At 38.4% G+C, this 18,868-nt stretch carries 16 protein-coding genes and 1 pseudogene; 12 read left to right on the forward strand and 5 right to left on the reverse strand.

All coding sequences use genetic code 11. The features are described from left to right. The first annotated feature begins 147 nt into the window (after nucleotides 1-147). The 8 genes from nlpI (at nucleotide 148) to R7041_RS14775 (ending at nucleotide 10,232) form a co-directional block, all read left to right on the forward strand. Nucleotides 148-1,068 (forward strand): lipoprotein NlpI, encoded by a 921-nt coding sequence (gene nlpI / locus R7041_RS14740; RefSeq protein ID WP_005380101.1) that lies wholly within the window; start codon nucleotides 148-150, stop codon nucleotides 1,066-1,068. A gap of 99 nt (nucleotides 1,069-1,167) precedes the next feature. Continuing rightward, nucleotides 1,168-1,590, forward strand: coding sequence for a MarR family winged helix-turn-helix transcriptional regulator (locus R7041_RS14745; RefSeq protein ID WP_005380103.1), 423 nt, complete (start codon nucleotides 1,168-1,170; stop codon nucleotides 1,588-1,590). Between the two features lie 360 nt (nucleotides 1,591-1,950). Further along, nucleotides 1,951-3,183, forward strand: coding sequence for a tyrosine-type recombinase/integrase (locus tag R7041_RS14750; protein ID WP_065274821.1), 1,233 nt, complete (start codon nucleotides 1,951-1,953; stop codon nucleotides 3,181-3,183). Between the two features lie 3 nt (nucleotides 3,184-3,186). Next, nucleotides 3,187-5,316, forward strand: coding sequence for a hypothetical protein (locus R7041_RS14755; RefSeq protein WP_065274820.1), 2,130 nt, complete (start codon nucleotides 3,187-3,189; stop codon nucleotides 5,314-5,316). A 13-nt stretch (nucleotides 5,317-5,329) separates the two neighbouring features. Continuing rightward, entirely contained in the window at nucleotides 5,330-7,483 is a 2,154-nt protein-coding gene (locus R7041_RS14760; RefSeq protein WP_065274819.1) for a hypothetical protein, read from the forward strand. Beyond that, nucleotides 7,480-8,124 carry a hypothetical protein gene (locus R7041_RS14765; protein ID WP_065274818.1) on the forward strand — a complete coding sequence of 215 codons (645 nt, stop codon included), beginning with the start codon at nucleotides 7,480-7,482 and terminating at the stop codon, nucleotides 8,122-8,124. The genes R7041_RS14760 and R7041_RS14765 overlap by 4 nt, the downstream gene beginning before the upstream one ends. Nucleotides 8,125-8,470: 346 nt before the next feature. Continuing rightward, complete coding sequence (locus R7041_RS14770; protein WP_065274817.1) at nucleotides 8,471-9,244, forward strand: hypothetical protein; 774 nt, start codon at nucleotides 8,471-8,473, stop codon at nucleotides 9,242-9,244. A 280-nt stretch (nucleotides 9,245-9,524) separates the two neighbouring features. Next, nucleotides 9,525-10,232: a hypothetical protein gene (locus tag R7041_RS14775; RefSeq protein WP_065274816.1), complete on the forward strand. Its 708-nt coding sequence runs from the start codon at nucleotides 9,525-9,527 to the stop codon at nucleotides 10,230-10,232. Between the two features lie 184 nt (nucleotides 10,233-10,416). Here R7041_RS14775 and R7041_RS14780 read toward each other — a convergent pair whose 3' ends face one another. Next, nucleotides 10,417-11,673, reverse strand: coding sequence for a Y-family DNA polymerase (locus R7041_RS14780; RefSeq protein ID WP_065274815.1), 1,257 nt, complete (start codon nucleotides 11,671-11,673; stop codon nucleotides 10,417-10,419). After that, nucleotides 11,673-12,086, reverse strand: a complete 414-nt coding sequence (locus tag R7041_RS14785) for a S24 family peptidase (RefSeq protein ID WP_065274814.1) — start codon at nucleotides 12,084-12,086, stop codon at nucleotides 11,673-11,675. The genes R7041_RS14780 and R7041_RS14785 overlap by 1 nt, the downstream gene beginning before the upstream one ends. A 520-nt stretch (nucleotides 12,087-12,606) precedes the next feature. Between R7041_RS14785 and R7041_RS14790 the strand changes: the two genes are divergently transcribed. Together R7041_RS14790 and R7041_RS14795 are read left to right on the forward strand one after the other, a co-directional pair. After that, nucleotides 12,607-13,215, forward strand: a complete 609-nt coding sequence (locus R7041_RS14790) for a hypothetical protein (RefSeq protein WP_025767087.1) — start codon at nucleotides 12,607-12,609, stop codon at nucleotides 13,213-13,215. Nucleotides 13,216-13,355: 140 nt separating this feature from the next. After that, nucleotides 13,356-13,769, forward strand: coding sequence for a hypothetical protein (locus tag R7041_RS14795; protein ID WP_065274813.1), 414 nt, complete (start codon nucleotides 13,356-13,358; stop codon nucleotides 13,767-13,769). Between the two features lie 350 nt (nucleotides 13,770-14,119). Here the strand turns inward: R7041_RS14795 and R7041_RS14800 are convergent. The 3 genes and pseudogenes from R7041_RS14800 to R7041_RS14810 form a co-directional block, all read right to left on the reverse strand. Next, nucleotides 14,120-14,366 (reverse strand): annotated as a pseudogene (locus R7041_RS14800) (hypothetical protein). Between the two features lie 60 nt (nucleotides 14,367-14,426). Then, nucleotides 14,427-15,731 (reverse strand): HipA domain-containing protein, encoded by a 1,305-nt coding sequence (locus R7041_RS14805; RefSeq protein WP_065274812.1) that lies wholly within the window; start codon nucleotides 15,729-15,731, stop codon nucleotides 14,427-14,429. A 316-nt stretch (nucleotides 15,732-16,047) separates the two neighbouring features. Further along, a complete protein-coding gene (locus tag R7041_RS14810; RefSeq protein WP_065274811.1) occupies nucleotides 16,048-16,602 on the reverse strand; it encodes a hypothetical protein in 555 nt (184 codons plus the stop codon). 1,017 nt (nucleotides 16,603-17,619) lie between these two features. On the opposite strand from R7041_RS14810, the gene R7041_RS14820 reads away from it, so the two are divergent. Beyond that, nucleotides 17,620-17,781 (forward strand): hypothetical protein, encoded by a 162-nt coding sequence (locus R7041_RS14820; RefSeq protein WP_154215390.1) that lies wholly within the window; start codon nucleotides 17,620-17,622, stop codon nucleotides 17,779-17,781. A 306-nt stretch (nucleotides 17,782-18,087) separates the two neighbouring features. Continuing rightward, nucleotides 18,088-18,795 carry a hypothetical protein gene (locus R7041_RS14825; RefSeq protein ID WP_065274809.1) on the forward strand — a complete coding sequence of 236 codons (708 nt, stop codon included), beginning with the start codon at nucleotides 18,088-18,090 and terminating at the stop codon, nucleotides 18,793-18,795. Nucleotides 18,796-18,868 lie beyond the last annotated feature (73 nt).

An 18,868-nucleotide genomic window follows, 5' to 3' on the forward strand; every position in this document is an offset into this window, starting at 1 on the left:
TTAAGGGCCTGAAAGCATGTTATAAAAGGGGAGCATTTTCGCTCCCCTTTTTTGGTTTGTTTCGATGTATTAACCTCAAACGAGGTTATCGCCTATATTGCATTAAGAGAAATAAATCTTGAGCGGTCCAAACAGGAGTATCAATTAGTGAAATGGTTTCAAACCGCAATTTTATGTGTTGCTATCGCGCTGACCGGTTGTGCAAATACTTCTCAACAATCAGCACAAAAGTGGTTATATCCACCGATGGCGGTGCCACTTCAGCCTAGTGTTCAACAAGAAGTACAAATCGCGCGTCTCTCGCAGTTGCTACAACGTCCCGACCTTAGTGATGAAGTGCGCGCTAAAATGCATTATGAGCGCGGTAGCTACTACGACAGCGTTGGTTTACGTGATCTTGCCCGTTTGGACTTTAACCAGTCTTTGCAGTTGAATCCTGCTCAGCCGGACATCTTCAATCTTTTGGGAGTATACTTTACCCAAGTAGGAGAGTTTGATGCGGCATATGAAGCGTTTGACTCGACCATAGAGTTGGCTCCTGATAATACCTATGCTGAGCGCAACCGTGCGATTGCACTGTATTATGGTGGCCGAATCGATCTCGCTTTAGAAGATATGACCAAGCATTATCAAGAAATGCCAACGGATCCTTTTCGTTCATTATGGCTGTACATCATCGAAGCTGAGCAAAATCCAGAGCAAGCAAAAGCCAATCTTCAACAGCGTTATTTACGAGATCGTAGTGAAGAGTGGGGGTGGGTTCTTGTTGCTATCATGCTGCGAGACGTCTCGGACGAAGACGCGCTTAAAGCAATTATGGATGGAACGAGAGAGAACTATCGCCTAGCTGAACGATTGACGGAAACGTATTTCTACCTTGGAAAGCGTAATCAGCTTGAAGGTGATATCGCAAGTGCCATCTCACTTTATAAGCTCGCGATTTCGTTCAACGTTTACGATTATGTTGAGCATCGCTATTCTTTCTTGGAGTTGGCGCAAATTTACGATCAATTACAGCAAGATAGATTGGCCAAGTTAAAGGCTGCCAAGAAGCTGGAAATTGAATGATTTAGAGCCGCTCGATGAGAGCGGCTTTTTTTATGATTGAACTTGATGAGTGACTCATTTAAAATAGTTAGTCTTGCTAACTAAGTGGTGGTGGCTTTTATGGCATTAGAAGAAAGCTTGATTGATTTAGAGCGTTTTTGCGCCAAAGCTTGGCGTGTCTATGCCAAAGAAGATCCATTATCACATCTAAGCTTTAATGAGTTCGATTATTTACGTGTGATTCAGGTTTACCCTGAGGGTGTGCGAATAACCGATCTTGCAGAAGAGCTGCAAGTGACTAAGCCTTCCGCATCGACAATGGTTGTGCGTTTGGAAAAAAAGGGTTTGGTGAAACGCATCGCATGTAATGAGGATGCTCGTGCTAAGCGTGTGTTGCTTACGGAAGAAGTCGCAGAAAAAATGTCTTTGGAGCAGGTAGTGTACAAAGATATCTCTGACCAAATGATGCAACAATTAAATCAGCAAGAAGCTGAACAGTTACAAGCTTTATTGAATAAAGCATTGAGTAATAAGTCATTTTAAACTGAAGCAAAGGCCTCAGCTGTATGGTTTAGTTTTTGTTGTTTCATCTTTCTTTTATTTAATTTAACCATTTAGTTAGCCTTGCTAATTAAATGGTTAGCTTTGCTAACTACTGGTGACAGTCATGCAAAACTCAATTTATAGACAGTTTTGGAAATATACGATTCCAACCGTCGCAGCAATGCTCGTAAACGGTTTTAATCACCAATAATACTACTGATTAATTTCTGTTAGTTATATTTTCACTTTATAGCTTTCCATTCTGTTTCTATGAAACTAACAGAAAAAAATAGAGATTATGTTTGTTTGATGTAAATAAGATGTTAACCTTAAACTAACGGAAATAAATAGAGATTATTTATGTTGGAGTCGATTAAGGTTAGCAATTACGAGTTTGATGTAACTTTAACCCAAGATGCTTATGTGCTTTGCCTTGAGGGTACACCACTAGTGTCTGCTAATGCTTATCTCGCATACAAAGGGAAAAGAGTAAAGACCGATGCTTTGAGAAATAAAGCTCAGATGTTGAAAACCTATCTATCACAGGTACTTACTGACTATAATGACTGGATGTTTTTGGAAGATGATCGTGAGAATCCAGAAAAAAATAGGTATGTTAAAGCAAGCACTGCTCACTTAGAAGTAAATGATAGCTATGTGTCTGGGTATTTGAGTCTCCTAGCTAGAGGTGATGTAAAATTCTCGAAAGGTATACCGCTAGAAAATTCTTCTATTACTCAGCATATCCACGTTATTCGTGAATTCTACCAGTTTTGCTATGACTATGGACTGTCATCATTTAATCCAAGCTTTTCTTATCTTTATGATAAATATACTCAAAAGCAAACCGCAACTATCGGGTTGGATAAGGCTATCCACGATCTTTACTATGATGAGGATGAGTTTAATACGTTATTGAACTACTTGACAACAATCAATCCATTTCTCCATGAGAGAGATCGTCTTATTCTCTTACTATGCTACTACTCTGGCATAAGACCACATGAACTGATCAAGTTTCACAATTTTACAATCAAGCGCTTGTTAAAAGTAATAGACAAAGATGCACCGTTCAATGCTAGTACAGAGTTGATCGTTACTGGTAAAGGAAGAGGTGCAGGTAAATTGCGCAAAATCATCATACCACCACAAGTCTATGCCCCGTTGAAAGAATTTTTGTATGTAACAATTCCCCTTTGGGAAGATAAACAGCAAATCAAATTTTCAGGATCAATTTTTACATCATTAAGTGGCAAGCCTTTGAAGTCTTCTAGCTGTTTTAATGATCAGCAATGGAGAAAAATGGTTAACGCATACATTTCCAAAGGAATGTTAGACATCACGGAAATTGAATTGTGGAAAAAGAGAGATCTGTATTCAACACGGCACTGTTTTGCAACAAACCATGTTATTCAGCAACGTAAAGAAGGGAAGCGTTTAGATCAAATCTCTCTTAAAGAACTGATGGGGCATTCTAACTTTTCTACAACGTTAGCTTCATATATTTATCTTGCAGCAGTCCTAACAGAAGATGAAAGTCTTAAAAGCTATGCAGTTGAAATGTCAGATAAAGACCAAGTAGGGAGAAGCTAGATCATGAGTGAGTTTTCATTTGAAAGTACGATAGCTCGTTCTTATCTAGTAAGCCACGAGGACTTTTTGAGTGGTAAAGTGGATGAAGTGTTTACTCCTGAGCGAATTTGCTTCTACGCTATCGCTAGTGAAAGAAATGTTAACGGTCGAGTGTTTGAGTGCTTTAAGCCCACTTCAATTCAGTCTCCAATATTGGATTGCTTGTTTGCATATTTGAGTTCTAAGTCTGTCAGAGAGCAGTCTTTAAACTCGAAAAATCGATTATCTAGAGGTTTGAAAACACTGTTTTTAGCAATTGAGAATGATATAGACAGGATTAATGACCGAGGGTTTATTAAGTCGTTATTCATATTGCTGAAAAAGAACGGTGTAGCTGTGGGAAGCTTTAACTTGATTGTCGGGCTTTTAAATAAAGCTCTTAAGTCGCACGAGGTTCACGGTGTTGCATATTCAATAGAGATAAAAAATGCACTGAAAGAGTTGCCACGTACAGTTAATGTAGAGACAAAGCCTCGTGACACGCTTGGTCAAAAATTATTGGGTAGACATAACTCGAATCAAGCAGAGAAACAGTTGTGGTCTGGTTTTAATGGTTTTCTTCGTGAAGCATGGGAGATATCGAATGAGTTAGATTCACTTATTCAATCCGAATATCGCCATGATATGGATTTGTATCATCAAATTATTGAGGCATATACGGGGAATAATGGCTTCAGCTCATACCCGTCCAAGTTGCAAAGGAAGTTGCTAACAACTTTATCTCGTTGCTATATAGATGGTAATGAAAGGCTACTAGCATTGCACTCTTCGCCAGAAAAACTAGTTTATGTAGAAGATAATGAAACACCGTTGAGGTTCTATAGTTATTGGTTTTCTAAAGGGAAGAAATGCTTCAATGGTCACGCTAAAGTACTAGGGAAAGGTTCAATCACTGTGCCATTAAGTACAGGGTTGTTACTGCCACGGTATGATGCCTCTTTCACAGATCTAGAGTTGATTGTATGTAGGTTAATACTTGCTAAATATCAATTTTCAGACTCAATGTTGAGACGATTAACACCAAGCTGTATCTCGGTAAACTTAAGCTCTGGTAAAGGAGGAAGCGTACAGGTTGAAGAGAATAAAAACCGTGGCGGCTCAAATCCGAACACAAATCGAGGTCATGTTTATATATTCACTCGTACGAAGAATAAGTTTGAGTTTGAGGTTTTTTCTCAGTTTTACAACAAACTCTGCAAGTATTACTCCGCAGAGAACCTGTCAATAACAGCCACTCCGATTTCAAAAGCCTCACAGACAAAAACTTTCGGCAAATCAATATATAACTTAACAAAGCAATTTGAGAATGCAGTGACTAACTTTCCCGCATGTTTTTCTGAGGAAACGGCGCACTTTATTCAAACTTGGGTTACAGCTAAGAAGGAGTTCAAAGCAGCCTCTCAGGGTAAACGAAAGAAAAATCTACACTTAGGTCTCACGGCAATTTCAACAACTCAAAAAGTTATGCAATTTGATTATCATTTGGTTGGTAAAGAGGTTAGTGACACAAGTTTTGAGGCTAATGATGGTGTTACAGAACAAATGGAGGCAGATCAAAGGTCTCATACTCTTAAGACTGATATCAATGTGTATGAAGCTCGAAATCATAGTCCAGTAATGCTGGAAGCTGATCACAAAGTCGGGCAACAAGTTGCTAATAGGATGGTTGAAGAAGCTAGGTTGCTTAAAGGAAAAGCAAGGGTTCTTTCACTGTCAGAAGTCAAAGAGATGTTTGATTTAAGCTCAGAATCTGAAAAGTTAACAGCTATGGAGTTACCTGAATTTATCAATAAAACAGGGTGTGATATCACAGAGTTTTTAGGTGTAGAGCACGAAAGTTCCCTTTTATTTGTGAAGCACCCACTGGTTTTAGCGTTCTTGAAACTTCATATAGATCATATTGATAAAAGTTTACCGAAGCTAATTATCGATCAAGTATCTATCGGTGAAACGCTCTCCGATAAAGTTATTAAGGCAGAGGCTCTCCGAGTTGTCCTGGCTTCGATTATTGAAGAGTTTGAAGGTACGCTTCATAGGGAAGCTGATGAAATACTTCGTGACTATGAGTTACCTGTTTTTGCACCGATTATATGAGAGGAAGTTATAGATGGCTGTAGTACTTAATCATACTATTCGAGATATTTTAGACTCTCAGAAAAAGGGAGAGGCTTCGTCAGAAAGGCTGAACAATTTATATGATACTGAATTTATTGTCGGTGACAGTCACCTAGATGTTAGCTTTTCTGGTACACAGTTATCTTCAGAATCAAAAGTGGTTCTTCGGTATGCGATTGTTCAAGCGCTTGGCGGATACCTAGAAGCAGGTGTATTGAGTGCGCAGAGGCTCTATGTATTTGAGCGGCTCGAGTATTTTTGTGAGTATTTGAATGCTCATAATATTGTCCACATTCTGGATGAATTTAACTTTGAGCATGTTGTTGGGTATTTGTATTTTCTCATAGATAAGAGACCCGAAAATGGGCAAGAGATTTATGCTCACCAATCAATAATCACGCTCATGAAATTCTTGAATGACTTTTCTAAGTTAGCTATTGATGGTAGTTGCGTTTGGGCTACGACAGCAACACTCAGCAGGTCAAAGTTATCTAAGGTCGCATCAGAGTACATCAGTGACAAATACCCAGATGTAGACGTATTGGAGTGGCTTTACGGAGGCAGTCTTGAAACAGTATCGCTTTCCACGGCAATGTTGATGCTTAACTATTCTATTGAACAACTTGAAAGTATTGAGCATAAAGTCATACAAGCATACTTTGATGTTTGTAGGGGGGAGGGTGGATGCAACTGGTGGATTAACGCTAATAAAAAGTTAGCAGGGGCTGCTGCTCTCATTGTTGAGCATGGTCATGATGATTTTGAAGCAATGGAGTATGTAAAAAGTTCAAATGCTCCTTCAATTTTATCTCGACTTAGAAATATGACTCCAAACTTCTATAGGTGGTTTGATAAGGTGAATGCAAGACTTACAGATAAGCTTTCTTTGCCAAGTTTTATCTCTATTGTACAAGTAGTAGTACCATCGCAAGCAGTTCTCTCTGAAAAGGTTAGGCATTACCACAATTGCTCATTGACCGTTATTGCTATTCTCACTGGTATTCGAGTACACGAACTAGCTAATATAAAAGCCAACAATGCGATTAAAGAGGAAAGTGGCGTTGTTTATTTAACCACGAGAATCGATAAAACCCATCAAGGGTTGCCTGTCACCCGCTCCACTGGAGATGCCGTATCCATAGCGGTAGATTCACTTTTAGAACTTAGCTACATAGATAAAACTCAGCCATTAAAATACAAGGTGAATGGAGTCATAAAGGAAGGATATTGCTCCATTTTCTATAACGCAGCGACATATGCAGCGAGGCGTTACCATACTCAACCAGACAAACTTGTTAATGATTTAAAAGCGGCTTGGTTGGGTGTGCCTGACTCTCAAGTAAAAAAAGAAGCACGAAATGGTACTTTAAATCGATTCATTAATGATATCTATGAAAAAACCTTAAAAAGCTTATCTCCTGAGACAGAAAAAGAGATTCGAGATCTTGATGAAAATATTTCAGTGCATGCTTTTCGCCACACGTTTGTTGATTTCTTACTTAGGCGGTTTGATGGTGATGTTTATCGGGCAATTAGACGCTGTTTTGCTCATTCATCTAAGGATGTTATGAATTATGTTGATAACTACATACGTAATAAAGTTAGCCCACAGGTGCAGAGTATTGCTGAGCGAGCATATACTCATGAGTTGATTAAGAAAATTGCAGGAGATATAAACCATACACAGTTCACTGGTGCTTCTGTAGAGTATGTGCGTAAAAAACTCTCCACAATGAGTTGGGTTACTATGGATGAGCTGGACGAGAAAATCTATGACTGGATCTCTAGTGATGAGGATGGGTTGGTAAGATTGGTTCCCCACTCTTACGGATTCTGTATGCTATTTAAAGACAGAGTACCATTGGCTAAATGCCGTGATTTTTCGGGGGTTGCAAAAGTTGAACGTGGTGAAAGTAACCTTTGCCTTGGTTGCTCGAATGTTGCAGTGAAATCGGACTCTCACCTAACGACTTTGGAGCAGCTTCAGACAATTCATATGAACCTGCTTGAGTCGTCAAAAAAACATACTAATTTAATGTCACTTGTTAACTCTAACAAATGCAGGCAAAGACAAGAGTCGCAACGCATAATCAAAACAATTGATGCTCTAAGGTCACAATTAAATGAGCTGGAGGTGGCGAAATGAAGCTAGTCGGCTTATCCAAAAAGAAAAAAGAATACCCAAGCGCTTACTATGAACTCTCTGAATTACAGCAAGTTATTTATCGCGTGTGTGAAGATGAGTATGAGAAAGCAAAAGTTCGCATCAATAATGCCACTTCACTTTTGAAGGTTCGAGAACGCACGATAAACAAGAGCGAGGTAGCAAGGATAGCGGGGGAAAAGCTGGGTAGAGCTAACCTTAACCACTCACATATGTCTAAGGAAAACTGCCTATTTCTTTTTAGCAGTATTAATGCCTGGAATGCAAAGCTTAAAGCACATTTTGAGTTATCTAGCTATGTACTCAACTCGAAAGCTCGTCAGCCTACGAAAGAAGAGCTAAAAGCTGAGTTGGGTAAAGCTAAGAAAGCCAAAAAGGAGTTTGGTCGAGAAGTCCTTGATTACTATACTAATGCTGTATTGATACAGTCTGAAGCAGTTCTTAAAACTAAAGTAGCAAAGCTTGAAAGAGAAAATGAAGATTTAAATAAGAAGTTAGTTGATGTTACTGCCAGTAGAGATGAACTGTTAAAGCAAATAGCGGAACAAGGAGAGAGTGAACTTGCTATTAAACGTTTAAGAAAAGAAATACTGAACCTGCAAGGACAGCTTAAACAAACGTAGAAGACACGTAGAAAGGCTAACAAACTTGTTTGTTAGCTTTCAGGTGAATTAGTCTGAATGCAACCTGTCAGTTTCATTACCTCGATATGACTAGATCGGACAGGTTGCCCTAAATCGGTTTTACCCGATTCCTTGCTGGCAAATAGGAAGAAATCCTTCTCAGTTGCTTTTCAACTCATAAGTTTTTCTTAGTAGTTGTTTTCTCTCTAACCGCGACAAACTTCTGCCCCATTCCTTGCCAGTAACCTTCTACCTCACAAATAATAGTGAGGTGGTTTGACCTGCTTCCTCTAATCAGCATAGTGTCTATGAAAGTGGAGGGCTTACCACTGTCAGGAGTTTATAATTGGAAACAACGCACGAAAAAATAAATCGTTTTAAGCTATACAACAGAACAATGATTGCAGCTGCGCTAGCAAAGCGTAATCGAAGGTATCAAGGTGTACCTGCGAAGCTATTGTTGTGTTCAATTCTCGATTCGCTATCAGTAGCTGCATTTCCTGATACTAAGATGAAAAATGGTGAGCGTTTCAGAGAGACGATAAAGTGCTTTTCAGAATTTGAATATAGTGATCATGTAAGCCTTTTACAGCTCTTAGCTACTTTAAATAGTTTAAAGTCAGTACCAATCGAGTTTCAAGATTTTCACAAATGTGTGCAAGGTATGCACTTAGAGCGTTTTCCAAAAACTCAAAGGTTATTCAAACAGAACATAAGTATTGATAGAGATCCCACATTAGCAGAAATTCTGGAAATATGGCCAAAAGATATTAACGGAGAACCTATTAAAAAGGGGGTTCCCAATCCGTCGGTATTTACACATGGGAATTTGATTTGGAAATATAGAAACAAGCTGGCGCATGAGTTTCGTAACCCAGGTAATGGTGTAGATATCGATGTTAAGCTCACCAAAGCAGCATACTATCAGGAAGTATCTAAAGTGACCGACATGTCACCTATTGATGGAATTTCGTTTGAAAATCGTTGGGAACTGGTCTACACAACAGGTTTTTTTTACCACTTAACTAAGTCCATCTTGGACGCTGTGTGTGACTCGTATCAAAAACAGGGCAACAGTCCGTTCCTGAATTACAATGAAGGATCAAGTTGGCTTGTTTAGTAAGCCAGCATACAAAGCATTTGAGAGTGATTCTCAACGTTTGGCAGTTTCGCTTCGCTCAAGTATAGCCAAGCGGTGCTACATTATCAGCATAAGGTGATATATTGCTTAGGACACTATTTGAAGAAGCTCTGGGAAAAGAAGCGAAAAAAGGAATTTTTTTCTAAATGAGTTTCAAGTTGGTTCAGGTAGTCACGAAGAGCTGTTTAGTTCCTACAATATACCTTATGATTTTAATTCCGTTGTGCTAGCCATCAAAATAAGAACTGAGAGTCGATAAATGAATAAAAAGTTATTAATTTTACTGTCACTGGCTCCTGCATTTGATTTACTGGCTGGATGGACAACATCTAGCGACACAGATCCAATGGCTAATAACCACATATATTATGCTTATTCTGAAAGTGTTAAAAGTATGAAGCCTTTGGCTTCACCATACACTAATGCAAAGTCATGGGTTAGTGTGGGTTGTAATACAGCAGGCTCAATGTGGGTCAATTTTGGATTTACTCATGTACCAAATATGACAGATGACTCTACAAAGGATGGGTATTCCTCGGCTAACAGGAAAATAAAGTGGGACGAGTCAACTGAGTTAATATATATGACTCAAAAATGGGGTTCTCAATTTATACACATTGCAGAGTCGGAAAAAAATAATATAAAAAAATTAATGAGTAGTTCTTCAGTTACATTAGACCTATCTTCTTGGTATGGTTCCCCAAATTCTCACTTTAAATACAGCTTGTCTGGTTCTAGTCGAGCTATTGAGAATGTTTTAAATAAGTGTGGAATTTCGATAGAAAGTAATGCTTGTGAGGAAATTCAAAATGAATTAATTAAGTTCGATATAGTTAGAGGTACATATGGTCGAAAAAGCGAAATTGATTCATTGTTTGAACGAGGAGATATAAATAATAAAGAGTTGGAAAAATTACATAAATTGAATCAAGCATGTATTTCTTTAGTTGAAGCTAAAGGTAATTAGATATTCTTATAAGTATTGATGTCCTCAAAGGAAAGATAGTGTCGTGACCTAACAACGTTTAAGATTTCAAGATACTTTTTCTAATCCCAACCTCGCACGTTAGAACCCATACTCTAACGCGCTTTTGTCCAAAGGTGTACTAACGCAGCTCACAGAAAATACACCTTTGTTGAGAGTTGAACTGTTAACACCTTACTTTAGGTATATCTAGCCAGTTGGTTGTGTATTGCGGAGTAAGCATTTCTCTCCGCATGCTCCATTTCTGCTCTATGCCTTGGGAACCAACAAAAAGCGTATCAGTGCCATACCGATTATTAAGACTATCAAACACTTTCATTAACTTATCATTACTCGGGGTTTGATTTAACAGAGCTAATTGTTCGTGCTGCCCATTAACTAGATCGATCAAACCGATGCCAATTTTGTAATAACGTACACCTGGTTTGAACAATTGTGTTGCTGCCTTCGTAGCAACTTTGACCAACTGCATTGAGTCAGCAGTTGGATATGCAAAATGATGAACTATACGGAAGCTCTGAGGTTTATCATCAAATGGGGAGCTGGAAGCAAAACAGAGCATAGCTTTACACAGAGACTTTTGATTTCGTGCTTTATGTGCTGCTATAGCGGCGTGTTTACTTAGTGCTTGCTTCAGTAGTTCAAGGTCGGTGATTCTTGTTCCAACACTACGAGTTGAGTAAATCTGCTTTTTATCAGCTCTAGCTGTGTCCCAGCCCTTGCAAGCGACACCATTTAATTCACGAACGGTTCTTTCAATTTCTACTGAAAATTCCCGACGTGCTTGTTCTGGGGCATACTGAGACAAATCATAAGCTGAGTTAATCCCCATATGTTTTAATCGTGTTGATATTTTTTTGCCCACTCCCCATACATCACCAACTTCTAGCTGCTTTAATATAGAGGTACGCTGATGTTCATTGTCGATAACGCAAACGCCCTTACAGCCTTGAATTTTTTTAGCTGCATGATTGGCAATTTTGGCGAGGGTTAGCGTTGTTCCCATACCTATACATACTGGTAATCGACACTCTTTCCAAACGGCTCGTCGGATTAAAGAGCCATGTTCTCGTAAGTCTTTAATGGCAGGAAAGCAGCGATGAAAGGAAAGAAATGATTCATCAATGGAGTATAAATATTGCTCAGGCGCAAACCGCCCGATAACATCCATCATTTTGGACGACAAATCTGCGTAAAGTTCATAATTAGATGATAGAGCAATTACACCTTTCAACTCACACAATGCTTTGACTTCAAAGTAAGGTTTAAACTTTGCTATACCTGCTTCTTTAGCTTGACGATTAGCTGCAACGACACAGCCATCATTATTCGACAGAACGATTACGGGCTTACCTCTCCACTCGGGTCTAAAAACTTGTTCAGCACTACAATAAAAGGAATTAGCATCAACTAGGGCAAACATTATTTTCTACGAGATGAGAGTAAATAGCTTGGGCGGTGACAACGGATAGATCGAATCACTACACCTTCAATCGAAAATGTATCTTGAGCATGAATACAGATAGGCATCATTGCTTTATTTGCAGATAAGAGTGATCGACGTGTTATATCTAGCATTTTACAAACGAACTCACCATTATAATTGGCCACGATTACATCAAGGTTTTGGACGGCAACGTGACGATCTACAATCAACAAGTCACCATCAAAAATGCCAATCTCTTGCATAGATTCCCCCATTGCTTGTCCGATGAATGTAGCACTTGGATGCTCAACTAGCAGTTCATCAAGGCTCATTCCCAGTTGTCTGTATTCAGCAGCAGGGCTTTCAAAGCCTGTAATACCAGCGCTTGCTAAGATAGGGATAACTTTCATAATAAAGATAGCTGTACACATATACAGTTATTTTGGGGCTAAACAGTTTGATCGTCAAGGGCATTAGAGAGAAAATAACGCACTTATCCTACTAAGTGTTTTAGGATGTATCGGGTCGGCAGTAGGGCTACCTATCGTGCATAATTCGCCAATTTCATATACATACACCGATAAAAATGCTTGAAAAGAGGGTTGGGTGTAAAGGGACTTTCTTTACGCTTCGGGTTAGTCGTCGATTGCTATTGTAGAGTTTTGATACTGCGAGTCTGGCTGAAGCATTTATGCCCCAAAACTGCTTAGCTCAAGATTCCTGACCACTTTCCTAAGTCAGTTATTGACCTATTTATCCTAATGGCAGATTATGAGTCTAGTTGAACACTTATAATTATACAGACATGTTCAGCAATTTTTGAGTGGAAGGAAGAATAAGACCTATAGAACAGCATGTTGCTGCTATGACGTCTGTATTTTATGAAGACAATGTCTGTTAAAAAGACACTGTTAAAGGTCAGGAGAATAAATGAAACATCTTAGAACGTTGATAGTCATTTTACTGATAGCGGTGATTCTTACTATTGCTCCGTACTTTTTCAAATTTCATGATTTATATCAATATGCAACAACACAAGACTTTGCGAATTTTGGTACGTATATCAGTGGGATTCTAACTCCTATATTTACTCTTGTTTCAATACTGTTTCTAGGTTTGCAGGTGATTGAGTCAAGCAAGCAGTCAAAGCTGGATAGAGTAATATCCGAGCATAAAATATCGTTAGATAATTTAATTAGCTCCCTCGCAAATGAAAAGCATCTCACGGAAGTAGAAGATCAAGCATATCAATCCTATTTGAGAGGTGAAAATGTGTACTTATCATGTTCGGAGTTTTACAGAAACAACTCTCGGATGATTGAGTCATTTGGCGTAGTTTCACAAACGCTATCTCATGTTAAGAAGTTAGATGAAAAACAGTACAATATCTCAAGAGGTTTAGTTATTTCAGCCATTGACAGGGATAAGTTAGGTAAAGTTGAAAGGTTAAAGTTTTATCTCGATAACTACCGCTATAGTAGTAATCCAGAACACTATAGCTGGATTTGTGAAGAGTCTAAGCAATACGTGGAAAAGTGACCTTAACCAACGGTTCGAGAGGGATTCGCAGCGCGTGGCATTTTTACTATGCGTTGGTTTAAGTGATTAAGGTGGTGTGCGGCGGCTTTAGCATTGCGTTGCTCAACCTTTAACAGGGAGTTAGGGAAAAGAGGAAATGTATGAATATTCCTACTGATAAAGAAATATTAGAATTAATATATAAAAAATATAAAAATGACTATTTATCATACAAAAACGATAAATCTATTCGTAAAGCAAAAATATTTGTTCCTCTCAATATTGAAGATATCTCTTCTGATCTGAAAACTGAGGCTGATATTGTATTTGGAAGGCTTTATTATCACATGGATGAGAAATATGGTTATAAGCGTTCCGATGGGTCAAATGTGAATTTCTTTGTATTGAAAATAGGTGAAGATAAGTATTGTGTTAATTACCCACTTATGGTTAGTGTGCTTGCGTCATTAAGAGCCGAGAATAAAAAATTTTTTGTTCCTGTTATGATCTCAATACTTTCTACTTTAGTTGCAATTACTACGTTATCTTTAAAAATTGGTGGGATTTTTTCCTAACAAATGATCAAGGAATCAACCTACTTTTCCTAATCTGACAGAACGAGTCAGAGCAATAGGTCTAGTTCACTTTTGTCCAATTGTGAGCTATGATACCCGCAAGCTGACTGTACTATCACTGTCGTGATTAAGCATCGGATGTGTAAGATTGAGTATGAGTTACTGCACATCACATTATTACACATCAGCAGTGCTAGTCTGCATTAGCTCCATTTCAGTACTTTCATATTTTCATTAGACAACAATTGTGAAAGTTCAGTTAGTGACTCAAATAAAAAAGAGATTAAGACTCTTCATGTGTCACTTTTTCCTTCGGCAATACAAATGATACGTTTACTAGTAAGCTCTTCCTATAGAGTGCCGTTTTTGTTTTCATACCATCCCCACCTTTCATTGCCAACTACTCCCGTTTTTATTGACGTAATCACCTTCAATAAACCTGTCGTGATAACTGGGTATTTGTCATTCATAAAACCGTTACTTCATCGCCAAATTTTATCGTTACAATATCGTTCTTATCGACACTTAACAGAGCGAAAGACTGCCTTGCCTCAAATCAAGAGTCGTATTACTTCCATTGGTTGTGGTTTCAGCCATCTTTCCCTCATTGTTAATGCGTATGTTTATAAAACGTGCAACAATTGTTAGCCAAGATGTTTACTTAATTGTTCTGTTTAACTTTTCGGCGATTTCAGTGGCATGTTGAAATATTGCGTCCTTTACTAGCGAAAACTCCTTTCCAGGAAATCGTTTGTCTATAGAGCTAAGTGCGTTAATGAATTGAGCGAGAAAGGCAGAGATGATTTCACGGCAGTTCGCATTGCTGATACCAAACTGATTAGCTGTCTGCTCTATATGCCGTAAGAAAATTTTGTTGATATGGTATTTATATCCCTTGGATGCTTTCATTCCCATCGATAACTTTAGCTTTCGCTTATTTAAGCCTCTAGTGCCGACAGCAGGGTAAGCCGATAGCAAATCGTAAAATGGCGTGAGTTGATAGCGTCTATTTGAATCAATATGCACAGAAAAGTTCTTGAGATGACCGTCAGTGGCACCAAGAAGACATTGCAAAACCATGAACTTAAAAAAGTCATGATTGTTCGCCTTTCTTTCCGCCGAGAGACTCAAAACATCAACAATTTTGGATACTCCTAGATTACTCTCCGATTGATATTTTTTATGTTCAGGCACACCTAAAATTTGGCAGAAATCTTCTTGGTGTCTACGAGACACGACTCCGTCACCAAAACATCGGTCGAACCGTTCCACAGCAAGAGCTTTAGCTCCTGATTCAGTCGCTATTATCTCTATATTGGGAACGTTAAAACCAAGTTCCTTGGCTATTTGGGTACAAATGAATTCATTCTCAATGCTTCTGCTCATATCTAGTACCGAGTTACTTTGTACAATCGTATCCATTGAATATTTAATAATGTGGCTACTCAGTGATTTCCCTTGAGGTACGTACCATTTACCGTTCAACTTAGTTAAAGTTGTTTTTTGCTGTGTCCCCGAAATACAAGGTCGATAATCTCCAAAGAAAGAGAGAAATGATTTACGTAGTGTAACGAGTTGATCTAATTCACTTCTTGATATCTCTCGATATTGCCATCCAATATTTGGAGGTTCCTTGCTCCCTGTAAATGAAACGCCGCCAGTGCAATCGTGACCAATTTTGGAGAGTAAGGTGAATGCATCTATGGATTGCAAACCTACCGAGTGAGCAAGGCTTAATCGTTCTTCCATTAAATCAGGCAGAAGATTATGCATAAAGTTCAATGCATTAAATGATGAAACCTCTCCCTTTCTTAGTGGCAGACTTAACGAGATCGGGAAATTAGAATCGTATGCTAACCATTCATCAGAATATGAAAATGACCAGTTAGTCTTCGACTGTTGGATAAACTGTCCCACGAGCTTGTTGTTTGTTGCATATGCATAAAGTATAGAGTTGTGCAAATTAACTCCTGAACTACGCTGATTGGGTTATGTTTTTGTAGAAGGTAATGGCATTTTTTATAGCCATCATTTGGGCTTTGAGATCTAATCTACGACCTAGTTGTGACCAACCAGCAGATGTGTAAGAGTTAGTATGAGTTACTAAATGTAGACACATGCTGTTACTCGCCTCATTTAATTTTTATTTTCTTCAGTAACAAGCGACTTAGAGCTAATATATTACCTCTATAGTTGTGCTATTAATCATCAACTTTTACATTTACCATTGTTTTGGTATAGCCATTTTCAGTTAAGAGGCAAAAATAACACTCTGAAGTTACACCCTATTCGATTCTGAACGTAGAGTGTCGATTGTTAGCATAAGGGCATTCAGCATTCCATTTAATTTCGCCGTCTCAAAGTTGACAGTTCGTGTTCGTTCTGCGATGACATTTTTAATTTTTGGAAAGCTTTCACTTAATTCTCTATATGCTTCGGCTTCTCCTGCTAGCTCTGTTTTTTTAGTCTGTACAGAGTCAATCTGAGCTTGTACATGTTCAAGCACCTCCGAGAACTCGTCTACATTGTAATTTCCAGGAATAGAAGGGCTAATACGACACCCTGACATTGGTACAATGGAAATTTTTTGATTCAATATTTTCACAAATTCGGGGTTTTGATCCCACTTCGGGGATAACTGTATAAATAGTCCCTCTTCTTTCAATCGACATATTTGTCGGTAAGCAATTTTTCTCAACTCTTTTTCATCAAACTTTTCGTAACCTATATCGATTTGCTTCATACGTGAAACGAAGTCGTTGAGCGTGATCTTCTCATCACTCTCTAGGCAGTTGTATATGCTAAAGAAGGGTTCTCTTAATCGTACAGTCATTAGGGATGCCTAAGTAGATTATCGTATACCCAATATAATGGGTTGAAATGAAAAGATCAACGTAGGAAAAAGGGGAAATCTAAAAGTAACTTCATCTCGAAGCATCTAAATATTAAAAACCATAAAAATGAATAAGATAGTTCGCGAGTTTGCAAAAAAGCTGCATACCCAAAGAGTCATAAAAAATATTTCCCAAGAGAAACTTAGTTTAGAGTGCGGTTTTAACAAGAAGTTAGTCGGCATACTGGAACGGAGCGAACAGAGAATAACATTGGAAAAAGTTTACATATTGGCTGCCCACTTAGACTGCTCAATATACGATCTTCTACCTTCTGAGGATCCAAACCAGATTGAAGAAATGATCAAAGTAGATAGAGCACCTAAATAAAATAATATATTCAATAGCTTACTTAATGCATCAGTGTCAACGCCAGTCCTCTTGCCAAAAAGGCGCTAACTAGCATCGCGCGAAATTAACGGAAGATATGCACAATGCTTTAAAGCTAGTGTTTTCTATGATCGGTTATTTTACATAAGAAATCGAAAACAAGCTGCTATTCGGATAGAGTCTGTTACCTCGATGCGACAAGAGCCGACAGGTTGCCCTAAATCGGTTCTGCCCCTCTCCGTACTGGCAATTGAGAAGGTATCCCTCTCGCTTGCTTCGAACCTAGTAATTTCCCTGATCAAAAGCTATCCGAAAGGAATTTGGGTAATAGCATTTTTCTGAAATTATAAGGCATCATGTAATCTAATCTCTGTTAACTTTCGTTAACATATTGTTTACGAGTTAAAGTAATATTAAAAAGGTTGCCTTATAAGAATATGAAAGACGGCTAAAAGCCGTACATAAAACGTTATATCTAAGGTCACATTGTTGAACTCTTCAGAAAGGTAACAGTTGCCTAGTTATCAATATTCAGATAGCTTCATAATGTTTGCGGGTAGCCGTAGATGCCCGTAAAGGTGTTCTTTAATACTGCAAACATTCACCCTAAAGGGTGGTTGAGAGGTAAAATGTCAGAAGATAATACTCTACTGATGATTTGCCTTACTTTTGGTTTCGTAATGAGTGCGTTACTTTTGTTGTTTTTTGTTGAAATCCCAGTCAACAATAAAGAAGTAGCAATCGCATTTTTCCAATCGCTAGGCTCGATATCATCAAACATCACTAAGTAGAACTTCTCATTTTGAAAATACCTTTCAGACTGGTTGTAAATAGTACCTAGCTATTCGACACGTCTACTATTTTTAGCGTGGTAGCAGGAGAGATACGTCTCAACCTTTTTCGGGGCTTACAGCCGAAAGGAGTGTATTGACCCCGAACTCTCGCCTTTCAATTAGATATAACAAAGCATTTAAGACGGATTCACAACGCTTGGCATTTTTGGTTTGCTTCGAATTTAGTGTTTACGGCACAATGATTTAAGTGCTGTGGGCTGCGTTGCTCACCACTTAATGCGGCGTTATGCAAATGGGATTACTATGATTCGTGAAGTTGAAATTAATCAAAACCACTTTTTCTCGATATTTGCAGATGCAGTATCTTTGTATGATCTGTCGTTGAATGCTGATAGTAGTGACTTGTCTTCTAGGCTCGCTAAAACGAGTATTCTCTCAGTCAACTATGCTCTGGAAGCTGCGGCAAACTCATGCCTTGAGTCTCTTGAATTAACTGAACCGATGAAAGACAAGATCGACAGATTTTCGACTATCGACAAGTTTGACTTCGTCCTGCAATGGCACAACGGTGAAAGTCTCAAGAAAGGAGATAAACATGTCCAACAAATTAGGTCATTGGTCAAACTTCGAAATGACCATGTACATCCCAAAGTAAAATCGATAAGTAAAAAAGTAAAGTCAGAAGCTTTTAACGACAAAATTAGTTATAAGCACGTTGCGATTGAAAGCGATGCCCATCCTTGTTCACTCGATGGTGTTGATTTATATACAAGCTCTCATGCTTTGTTAGCTTTACAGTATCTAGTCGGTTTCCTAAATAAATTCGTGATTGAATGGTGGGGTATATCTTTGGACTTTTCAACAGAGATGTTCATTACTTCATGGGATGGTTCGACTACAGCAGACCGATACTTATATTCAGTGGATGACTTAAATATAGTTCTCAAACATGAGCACGCATTTCGTTTTAAGTTTCTAGGGCTACATGGGATACGTGAGCAATTTGCATAACAAGAGACTATGGCGTCAATAGTTAATTTTTGAGGCTATCTGTATCCCACATAACACCATCTCTTAGCATTGA

This window comes from Vibrio sp. 1751 (assembly GCF_033339895.1).
Taxonomy (GTDB): domain Bacteria; phylum Pseudomonadota; class Gammaproteobacteria; order Enterobacterales; family Vibrionaceae; genus Vibrio; species Vibrio alginolyticus.

Coding starts and splice junctions, on each gene's coding strand:
- R7041_RS14745 (WP_005380103.1), top strand. CDS start 1,168: ATGGCATTAGAAGAAAGCTTGATTGATTTAGAGCGTTTTTGCGCCAAA.
- R7041_RS14790 (WP_025767087.1), top strand. CDS start 12,607: ATGAAACATCTTAGAACGTTGATAGTCATTTTACTGATAGCGGTGATT.
- R7041_RS14775 (WP_065274816.1), top strand. CDS start 9,525: ATGAATAAAAAGTTATTAATTTTACTGTCACTGGCTCCTGCATTTGAT.
- R7041_RS14810 (WP_065274811.1), bottom strand. CDS start 16,602: ATGACTGTACGATTAAGAGAACCCTTCTTTAGCATATACAACTGCCTA.
- R7041_RS14795 (WP_065274813.1), top strand. CDS start 13,356: ATGAATATTCCTACTGATAAAGAAATATTAGAATTAATATATAAAAAA.
- R7041_RS14825 (WP_065274809.1), top strand. CDS start 18,088: ATGATTCGTGAAGTTGAAATTAATCAAAACCACTTTTTCTCGATATTT.
- R7041_RS14820 (WP_154215390.1), top strand. CDS start 17,620: ATGTCAGAAGATAATACTCTACTGATGATTTGCCTTACTTTTGGTTTC.
- R7041_RS14780 (WP_065274815.1), bottom strand. CDS start 11,673: ATGTTTGCCCTAGTTGATGCTAATTCCTTTTATTGTAGTGCTGAACAA.
- R7041_RS14760 (WP_065274819.1), top strand. CDS start 5,330: ATGGCTGTAGTACTTAATCATACTATTCGAGATATTTTAGACTCTCAG.
- R7041_RS14765 (WP_065274818.1), top strand. CDS start 7,480: ATGAAGCTAGTCGGCTTATCCAAAAAGAAAAAAGAATACCCAAGCGCT.
- R7041_RS14750 (WP_065274821.1), top strand. CDS start 1,951: ATGTTGGAGTCGATTAAGGTTAGCAATTACGAGTTTGATGTAACTTTA.
- R7041_RS14755 (WP_065274820.1), top strand. CDS start 3,187: ATGAGTGAGTTTTCATTTGAAAGTACGATAGCTCGTTCTTATCTAGTA.
- R7041_RS14785 (WP_065274814.1), bottom strand. CDS start 12,086: ATGAAAGTTATCCCTATCTTAGCAAGCGCTGGTATTACAGGCTTTGAA.